Below are 9,111 nucleotides of genomic sequence, written 5' to 3' on the forward strand. Positions count from 1 at the left end.
AAGTCTAATTTCCAGTTTTTAAAGAACAAATTTGGTACAAAAAATGAACGGTTAATATTACCGTTCAGGTTAAATCTCTAAATATATGATACGAGGAGGTGTAACATGTACCTTGGTGAAATTGCTCGGATTAAAATGGGGCTCGTGCTTTCCAGAAAAAAGGCTGAAATAGACTTGGAAGCTGTAGCGGAATATCCGATGATATCTCTTAAAAACATCCAGGAAGACGGAACGTTTACAGAGGATCCCGTCGAGAGCTTCAAGAGTAAGGAAATCATCGGCAATGAGTTTTTCACCCGTGAGGGAAATATACTTGTTCGTCTCAGTCATCCCAATACAGCGGTGTTGATTGACAAGGAACAAGAAGGACTGCTGATTCCTTCTTATTTCGCCAACATCGAAATTCATCATGCATCGGTACTGCCAGGTTATGTTGCGTGGTTCTTAAACACGGATAAAGTGAAGGGGGATTTGTTAAAGTTTCAGACGGGAACCCATATTCCTAGCACCAATAAACAGATTTTGGAAAAGATATCGATTCCTGAACTGGATTTGGATAAACAGCAAAAGATTACAGAAATACAGCAATTATATCGAAAGGAAAAGCGTTTGTATCAAAAACTAATGGCTGAAAAGGAAAAGTTCTATAAGGCGGTTACTTATTCAATCATAAAAATGAACGAAGGGTGAAGGAGAAACATGGAAAAAACAACGCAAGCTTATATCAACTCGGTTCTTTGGCAAGCATGTGACACATTCAGGGGAAAAATTGACTCCAGCATTTACAAGGATTACGTGCTGGTCATGCTGTTCGTGAAATATCTGAGCGATACATACAAAGAAAGGCTTGAAGAATATACCAAGCGGTATAACGGGGATCAGGAACGGATTAAGCGGGCAATGTCCAGGGAACGGTTTATCCTCGATGAATCTTCCACGTTCGATTACATTTACAGCAAGAGGAATGACCCCGAAATCGGCGTGATCATCAACAAGGCGTTGGAACGTTTGGAGAATGAAAACACAGGGAAGTTGCGGGGTGTGTTCCGCAATATCGATTTCAACTCCGAAGCGATCCTGGGCAAAACGAAAGAAAGAAATGCGATGCTGAAAACGCTTCTGGAGGATTTCGCCAAGCTGGATCTTCGTCCTTCGGTGCTTGAGGATGAGGACATTATCGGAAATTCGTATCAATACATGATCAACATGTTTGCCAGCGATGCTGGAAAAAAAGGCGGCGAGTTTTTCACGCCGCCAGAAGTATCCGAACTGCTGGCGAGACTGGTGAAACCTCAAGAAAATGATCGGATTTATGACCCCACTTGCGGTTCGGGTTCCCTTCTGATTCGCGTGGTACGGCAAGTGCCGAGCCGAAAAGTGGCGGTATATGGGCAAGAACGGAACGGTCAAACCCATTCCCTGGCATTGATGAACATGTACCTGCATGGCATTGACGATGCCAAGATTGAATGGGGCGACACCCTTGCTAATCCTTTGCATCTGGAAGACGGCAAGCTGATGAAATTCCAGGTGATCGTCGCCAATCCTCCGTTTTCGCTCGACAAATGGGCGATGGGTTTCGCGGGGGAAGGCAATAACGACGAGAAGTTCAAAATGGAGGCAAGCCTGGATCCCCATGGTCGATTTGCTTGGGGAGTGCCGCCCGCATCCAAAGGAGATTACGCCTTCGTCCTGCACATCCTTCATTCGCTTGCGGAAAACGGCCGTGCGGCGGTCATCCTTCCTCACGGTGTGTTGTTCAGAGGAGCAAGCGAGGCGAAAATTCGGGAAGAAATTATTAAACACAACCTGTTGGATGCTGTTATCGGATTGCCTGAAAACTTGTTCTTTGGAACAGGTATTCCCGCTTGCGTGATGGTCTTCAAGAAGAACCGTACGAAAAAAGAAGTTCTGTTTATTGATGCCTCGGGAGAAGGAAACTACGAAAAGGGCAAAAACCAGAACAAGCTCAGGGAGCAGGATATCCAAAAAATCGTTGAGACGTATGAAAAATACGAAGCCGTTGACAAGTATTCCTATGTTGCAACCATCGATGAGATCAAAGAGAACGACTACAATCTGAACATTCCGCGATATGTCGATACGTTTGAGGAAGAAGAACTAGTTGACATGGATGCAGTGAAAGAGAACATTGCCAATATTAAGCGGGAACTTCAGGAAGTAGAGCGGCAGATGGAAAAGTATTTGGAAGAGTTGGGGCTGTAGGTGATCAAATATGAACTCAGTAATTACCACAGAACAAAAAGGGTATTCAAGAACGTCTCTCGGGTTATTGCCAAATGATTGGAAGATAGTAAAACTGAGTGAATATATCGAGTCTTTAGATGCTGGAGTAAGTGTAAATTCGGAAGATTGTCCAGCTAATCCACCAGAAAAAGGAATACTTAAAACAAGTGCAGTTAATGACGGAAGGTTCTTTCCTACTGAAAATAAATTGATAAAACCAAATGAAATTCATCGTGCTAAGTTAAATCCAATAAAGGATTCAATAATCATTAGCAGGATGAATACCCCTGAGTTAGTTGGTGAAATAGGATACGTAGATAAAGACTATCCGCATTTATTTTTACCCGATCGACTTTGGCAAACAAGATACAAAGGTAATGTGTGCGGAAAATGGTTGGCATACTTACTAACAATCCCGAATCTCAAAAGGCAAATAAAAAATATTGCTACTGGTACAAGTAACAGTATGAAAAACATTTCAAAAACAGCGTTTTTATCTTTAGAAGTACCTCTAGTACCAATAAACGAACAACAAAAAATCGCAAACATCCTCTCCACCTGGGACAAAGCAATCGAGCTAAAAGAGAAATTGATTGAACAGAAAAAAGAGCAGAAAAAGGGCTTGATGCAGAGGTTGTTGACGGGGAAGGTCAGGTTGCCAGGGTTTAAGGGAGAATGGAAGGAAGTAAGGTTAGGCGAGGTATTGAAAGAAAGAAAAGAAACAGGGCATGTTCACCTTGAGTTATTAGCTATTACAGCTCAAAGAGGTATTGTTCGGAGAGATGAAGTAGACATTAAAGACAATTCAAGTGAAGATAAATCAAAGTATAAAAGGATTATGCCTTTAGATATTGGGTACAACACCATGAGAATGTGGCAAGGGGTATCAGGAGTTTCTAAATATGAGGGCATTGTAAGTCCTGCATACACGGTCCTGAAGCCTACGGATAAAGTTGACTCATATTTTATGGGGTATTTATTCAAATTACCGAAAGTGATCGACAAGTTTAGAAGATATTCGCAAGGATTAGTAGATGACACCTTAAATTTGAAATATGAAAATTTTAAGGTTATCAAAGTGAGGATACCTCAAGATGTGAACGAGCAAAAAGCTATTGCACAAATATTGATTTGTGTAGATAAGGAAATAGAATTTTTGGAAAAAGAACTTGAAGCCCTAAAACAACAAAAAAAAGGTCTCATGCAACTGTTGCTCACTGGAAAAGTCAGAGTGAAGTGTTGATGCTTCACTCTGCAAATTGGGAGGTGAAAATATGCCCAGAGCAAAGGATTATGATGAACGGAATATCAGCCAACAGCCAGCCATTGAGGTGTTGAAGGCGTTAGGCTATCGTTACCTGACTTCTGATCAGGCGGAAGCAATGAGGGGCAACCAATATAATGTCATCCTGAAGGATGTGTTGGAAGAAAAGCTTCAGGAGCTGAATGCTTATGAGTACAAAGGAGCTACATATCGTTTCAGTGAGCGGAATATTCAGCAGGCGATTCGGGATTTGGATGAGCCGTTGACAGATGGATTGGTAAAGACGAATGAAAAAATATACGAATCTTTAATGCTGGGGAGAAGTTACTCCGAGAATTTGCCCGATGGTTCCAAGAAATCGTTCACCATTCAGTATATTGATTGGGAGAACGTGGAGAACAACATTTTTCATGTGGCGGAAGAAGTCGTTGTTGAGAAGATGGACGGGCAAGGAACCGCCCGTCCAGATATTGTGCTCTATGTGAACGGAATCCCATTTGCCGTGATCGAGTGTAAAAAAGCCTCCATTTCGATGGAGCAAGGCATTAGCCAGATGATCCGCAATCAGGGCAAAGACTACATCCCGCAATTGTTCAAATTTGTTCAAATCGTAATGGCGACGAACAAGAACGAAACCCAGTATGCGACATGCAATACGCCGAGGAAATTCTGGGCGGTATGGAAAGAAGAAGACGAAGATTGGTTGCAGGAACAATTAAGCAAGACGGTGCATCACCGTCTGCCGACGAATCAGGATAAAAATATCATTTCCCTGTTCCATCCCGAAAGACTGCTGGAGCTGACCCGCTATTTCGTGCTGTTTGATAAAAACGAAAAAAAGATTGCCCGTTACCAGCAATATTTTGCCATCAAAGAAATCCTCAAAACCGTGGAAGAGACCGACCAAAACGGCAATCGCCAGGGCGGGGTCATTTGGCACACCCAAGGTTCGGGAAAATCGCTCACGATGGTGATGCTGGCGAAATACCTGCTTACGGAAATGCAAAACATCAACCCGAAAGTCATTGTGGTGACCGACAGAAAAGAGCTGGACAAACAAATTCACCGCACATTCAATCATACCAGGCTTAAAGCTAGCCGAGCCACATCGGGCAAACATTTGGTCGATTTGATCAACGACAACAGTGCCGACATAGTGATGACCCTTGTCCACAAGTTTGATACAGCGGCGGTGAAACAAAAGCCGATTCTCTCCAGAGATATTTTCATCCTGGTGGACGAATCCCATCGGACGCAGTACGGGGAACTGCACAACAAAATGAAACAGGTGTTCCCCAATGCCTGCTACCTTGGTTTTACGGGGACACCGCTGATGAAAAAAGAAAAAAATACGATGGTCAAATTCGGAAAACTGATCCATGCCTATACGATTGCCGACGGGGTTCGTGACAAGGCGATTGTCCCGCTTCTCTACGAAGGCAAAATGGTCGAGCAAACGGTAAACCGCAAAGCCATCGACCACCGTTTGGAGATGATCACCCGCCACCTGAATGAAAAGCAAAAAGAAGAAGTGATGCGAAAGTGGAGCCAGTTTGAACGCATAGCCTCGTCTGATCAGCGGATCAAAATGATCGCTTTCGATATCAACGAACATTTTCTGCACAATTACAAGACCCAAGGCTCTCATTTCAAAGCCATGCTGGCAACGAACAGCAAGAAAGAAGCCATCCGTTATCTGGAGGCGTTCGAAGAACTGGGCGATCTGAACTGTGCGGTGGTCATTTCTCCCCCTGATCAGCGGGAAGGGCATCACGAGGTGGATGAAAGCACCGATGATAAAGTTCAGCAGTTTTGGAAACGGATGATGGACAAATACGGGAACGAGGAAGCCTACGAAGAAGCGATCAAGGATGAGTTTATCAACGGTGACGACATCGACCTACTCATCGTCGTCGATAAATTGCTGACGGGTTTTGACGCTCCAAGGGCGACGGTTTTGTATGTCGATAAACCGATGAAAGAACACACTCTCCTGCAAGCCATCGCCAGAGTAAATCGTCTGTACGAAGGCAAGGATTACGGTCTCATCATTGATTACCGAGGATTGCTCGACAAACTGGATGAAGCGATGGAGATGTATTCGGGAGCGGGGCTGGAGAATTTCGACCCGAAGGACTTAAAAGGAACATTGTACGATGTGATCAGCGTCATCGGAACGCTCAGGCATTATCATACGGAACTCGTGAACATTTTCATCCCTGTGAAAAACAAAAACGACATCGAAGAATACGAGGTTCTCCTGGAAAACGAGGAGCTCAGGGAACACTTTTACAACGTGCTCAGCCAGTTTGGTCGCCATCTGGGGATCGCCCTGGAGTCGGAAAATGTGTACAGGGCTTTAGGGCCAGAAGAACTCAATCGATACAAGAAGGATTTGAAGTTCTATCAGGAACTCCGCAAAAGCGTAAAGCTCAGGTACAGTGACACGATTGACCATAGGGAATACGAAGCCAAAATGCAGATGCTGATGGACAACTACATTTCGGCGGAAGAGGTCATTCGCATTACAAACCCCGTGGATATTATGGACGAGAAAGGATTTGAGGAAGAGTTAAAACGGTTGCAGTCCCCACGGGCAAAAGCGGATGCGATCCGTACCCGATTGTCCAAGCGAATCGAGACCAAATGGGATGAAAATCCCGCGTACTACAAAAAATTTTCCGAACGGATCGAAGAAGCCATTCAGGCCTATAAGGACAAGCGGGTCAGCGAGGCGGAATATCTGCAACGGATGAAGGAGATCTTGCGGGATTTTCGCTCAGGAGCTTCGGGCGTTACCTACCCCGATAACATCCGAAAGAATCCCAATGCCCAGGCTTTTTATGGTGTGGTGAAAGAAATCATCGGGGAAGCGAATGATTTAACGGACAAAGACGAACTCATAGGCGAATTGGCCCTTCAGGTGGATGAAATCATCGAGGAGCACAGCAAGGTCGATTGGCACGATAACATGGAGGTTCACAATCGCATCGCTCAGGAACTGGATGATTTGCTGTACGACTTTGCCAAGGAACACGGTTTGAAACTGGATTTTGACCAGATTGACAAAATCATTGAAAACGTCAAGACGGTTGCCTTGAGACGATATTGACGGGTGTGGTGAGATGGAGATTCATCAGGTCGAGTTCGGAGGAAAGGTGATTCCGTTTATATTAGAACGAAAACCCGTAAAAAATGTCAATCTTCACATCAAACCCGATATGACCGTCATGGTTTCGGCAAACGAGAAAGTGCCGCTCGATTTTATCCTGGGCTTTGTGAAACAGAAAGCGGCGTGGATCCTGAAAAACATTCAGTTTTTTGAAGATGTCCAGCCAGAAGTTCAGAGTGAAAAGGAATATGTCAGTGGAGAGTCATTCAAGTATTTAGGCAAGCAGTATCGCTTGAGGGTCGAAGAGAGCGAAGCGGAGGGAGTAAAGGATTATCGAGGCTTCATTTATCTGTATGTAAAAGACAAACAGGATCTCAAACGGAAAGAGAAGCTTTTTGGGGAGTGGCTACGGAACAGGGCTGAAATTGTATTCAATGAATCCCTGGATAAGATGTATGCATTGGTTCAAAAGTACAACGTTAGGAAGCCCAAGCTGATGATCCGCACGATGAAGGCAAGATGGGGATCGTGTTTGAGGGATTCCAATGCCATACTGCTCAATTTTGAGCTGATCAAGGCTCCAAAATACTGCATCGATTATGTGGTCTTACATGAGCTCATCCATTTTTTATATAAGAACCATGATTATCAATTTTACAGCTTCCTTTCCGCATTGATGCCCGATTGGAAACAACGGAAATCAATTTTGGATGAGGAAGTGGTTCGGGAATTATAGGGGAAGAGACGAGTTGACGTCTCTTTTTCGTTACTATCGTGAAAACATGGGAGGTGTCTTATGAACAAAGAAAAAGTTGCACTTTTCGAGAACATTTTACATGAAGTTTATTCTCATTATACCAATTCAAGTGATTTTAACGGGATATCTTTAACTAATCTCATGAAGTTATTCAAATTAAATGAAGTTGAAATGAAAAACATAATAAAAGAGATGTTGCAAAATAATAAAATTACATTGACCTTTTCAAGCGTTTTTTTAAATCCTTATATCAAGGCATTTCATGATTTGTCTGTTGAAAAACAAATAACATTACTTGATAATGAGTCCACTGATGGAATATGTGTTTATCCTTCTCCTCACTATTTGAAGCAAATTTCTTCGCCAAAATATACAGAAAACGAACCATATTCAAGAAGATTGTTTTATGGGGAGCCGCACTTTCAACCTGTCTATTTCGAGTTGTCTGTTTTAGAGAAATTTTTTAATGATCCGAGGTATATAGTTCATAATGATGACTATTCTGGAAGTATATATGTCAGAAGCGAATTTTATGACGAAATGCAAGAGAAGGACAAAATAAACTTGCAAACATTTGGATTGGCATATACGGAACAATCGGAAAGATGTATTATTGTGTATTTAAGATACTTGGCAAAACTATCACCTGATCAACAGCAATACTGGAAAAGATATGAAATTAGTGGTAAGTGTAAGCAAAATATCGACTACTTGAGAAATACATTAGGAGAATGGGCTGAAAATGTTTCGATATTTATTGCCTTTTTAGAAGAGTTACATCATGTTTGTGAAATGACCAAAAAAATAGGGAAGCCACCACTGTTTAGGAATGACTATAAAAATAACAGACCAAAGGAATTTGCAGTGTTTCTGAGACCAACTTTAAAGAACTATGAAAGCTTTGTTCATTCCTTAGATAAGATGTTATCAGAAAACATTAATAAGGAGTTCTTTAGAGGAGACATCTCTCTTGAAGAGGAAATCGAAAGAGCAGACGGAAAAATTGAAGTTAGAACTAAAGGCACAATCGCACTTCTTGAGGAATGGATCACAAGTAGATTTAAGCCAAAAGACCCTGAACCCATGAAAAAACTATTTGCAACTTTGAAGAGGATTAGAAGGGAGAGGCAAAAACCAGCACATTCGATTCAGGAAGATGTATATGACAAAAAATATTTTAAGTTACAGGATGACCTCATAATTGATGCATATAGTGCTGTCAGAACTCTCAGGTTGATCTTTGCGAATCACCCTTTACTTAAATCCTACAAAGTACCAGATTGGCTTTATGAAGGAAAGATTACCTTGTATTAAATTGAGTATTTCTGAATTTAGGGTCAGTAGCGTTGCATTAATTTTATGAATGGTAGTCAACTATGTTTTGTGCATAAAAGACAATTCATCATTTACCAAATTTTGTCAGCTATTTTCTTTTACAACACAATTGGGTCATAACTCAGTTCGTTCAGAAAATCTGTTTCTCCGTCCATTACTTGCCTTACTGTTAACTCATATATTACGTCGTAATTTAGTCTTCGTCGTCCTTTGAACGTTCGCTTCTTCTGTTTACTTAGTTTTTTCCTAAATACCTCGTAGGGCTCATAAAGACAGGCGCAAACAAGCCTTTTTATAGTCAGCAGTGGTCCTTCACACCCTGTCCTTATTTGGATCATCTTCAATAAACAGTATGTTGCCAATGCGATATATAACTGATTTTCTACTGCCTGCTGA

Annotated in this window: 6 protein-coding genes; all 6 read left to right on the forward strand. The window is 42.1% G+C overall.

Going from position 1 to position 9,111, the window contains the following annotated elements:
- Positions 1 to 105 precede the first annotated feature (105 nt).
- The 6 genes from JDF658_RS09425 to JDF658_RS09450 are packed head-to-tail and all read left to right on the forward strand — an operon-like array spanning position 106 to position 8,694.
- Positions 106 to 690 (forward strand): restriction endonuclease subunit S, encoded by a 585-nt coding sequence (locus JDF658_RS09425; protein WP_079907379.1) that lies wholly within the window; start codon positions 106 to 108, stop codon positions 688 to 690.
- Positions 691 to 699: 9 nt separating this feature from the next.
- Positions 700 to 2,226 (forward strand): type I restriction-modification system subunit M, encoded by a 1,527-nt coding sequence (locus JDF658_RS09430; RefSeq protein WP_079907380.1) that lies wholly within the window; start codon positions 700 to 702, stop codon positions 2,224 to 2,226.
- A 10-nt stretch (positions 2,227 to 2,236) separates the two neighbouring features.
- The gene (locus JDF658_RS09435) at positions 2,237 to 3,490 is read left to right on the forward strand and encodes a restriction endonuclease subunit S (RefSeq protein ID WP_079907382.1); all 1,254 of its coding nucleotides are present in this window, start codon (positions 2,237 to 2,239) and stop codon (positions 3,488 to 3,490) included.
- 31 nt (positions 3,491 to 3,521) lie between these two features.
- Entirely contained in the window at positions 3,522 to 6,623 is a 3,102-nt protein-coding gene (locus tag JDF658_RS09440; protein WP_079907384.1) for a type I restriction endonuclease subunit R, read from the forward strand.
- Between the two features lie 13 nt (positions 6,624 to 6,636).
- Positions 6,637 to 7,359 carry a M48 family metallopeptidase gene (locus JDF658_RS09445; protein WP_078666641.1) on the forward strand — a complete coding sequence of 241 codons (723 nt, stop codon included), beginning with the start codon at positions 6,637 to 6,639 and terminating at the stop codon, positions 7,357 to 7,359.
- A gap of 60 nt (positions 7,360 to 7,419) precedes the next feature.
- Positions 7,420 to 8,694 carry a hypothetical protein gene (locus JDF658_RS09450; RefSeq protein ID WP_079907386.1) on the forward strand — a complete coding sequence of 425 codons (1,275 nt, stop codon included), beginning with the start codon at positions 7,420 to 7,422 and terminating at the stop codon, positions 8,692 to 8,694.
- Positions 8,695 to 9,111: the final 417 nt, after the last annotated feature.

This window comes from Carboxydocella sp. JDF658, assembly GCF_002049395.1.
GTDB lineage: Bacteria > Bacillota.

Coding starts and splice junctions, on each gene's coding strand:
- JDF658_RS09425 (WP_079907379.1), top strand. CDS start 106: ATGTACCTTGGTGAAATTGCTCGGATTAAAATGGGGCTCGTGCTTTCC.
- JDF658_RS09430 (WP_079907380.1), top strand. CDS start 700: ATGGAAAAAACAACGCAAGCTTATATCAACTCGGTTCTTTGGCAAGCA.
- JDF658_RS09435 (WP_079907382.1), top strand. CDS start 2,237: ATGAACTCAGTAATTACCACAGAACAAAAAGGGTATTCAAGAACGTCT.
- JDF658_RS09440 (WP_079907384.1), top strand. CDS start 3,522: ATGCCCAGAGCAAAGGATTATGATGAACGGAATATCAGCCAACAGCCA.
- JDF658_RS09445 (WP_078666641.1), top strand. CDS start 6,637: ATGGAGATTCATCAGGTCGAGTTCGGAGGAAAGGTGATTCCGTTTATA.
- JDF658_RS09450 (WP_079907386.1), top strand. CDS start 7,420: ATGAACAAAGAAAAAGTTGCACTTTTCGAGAACATTTTACATGAAGTT.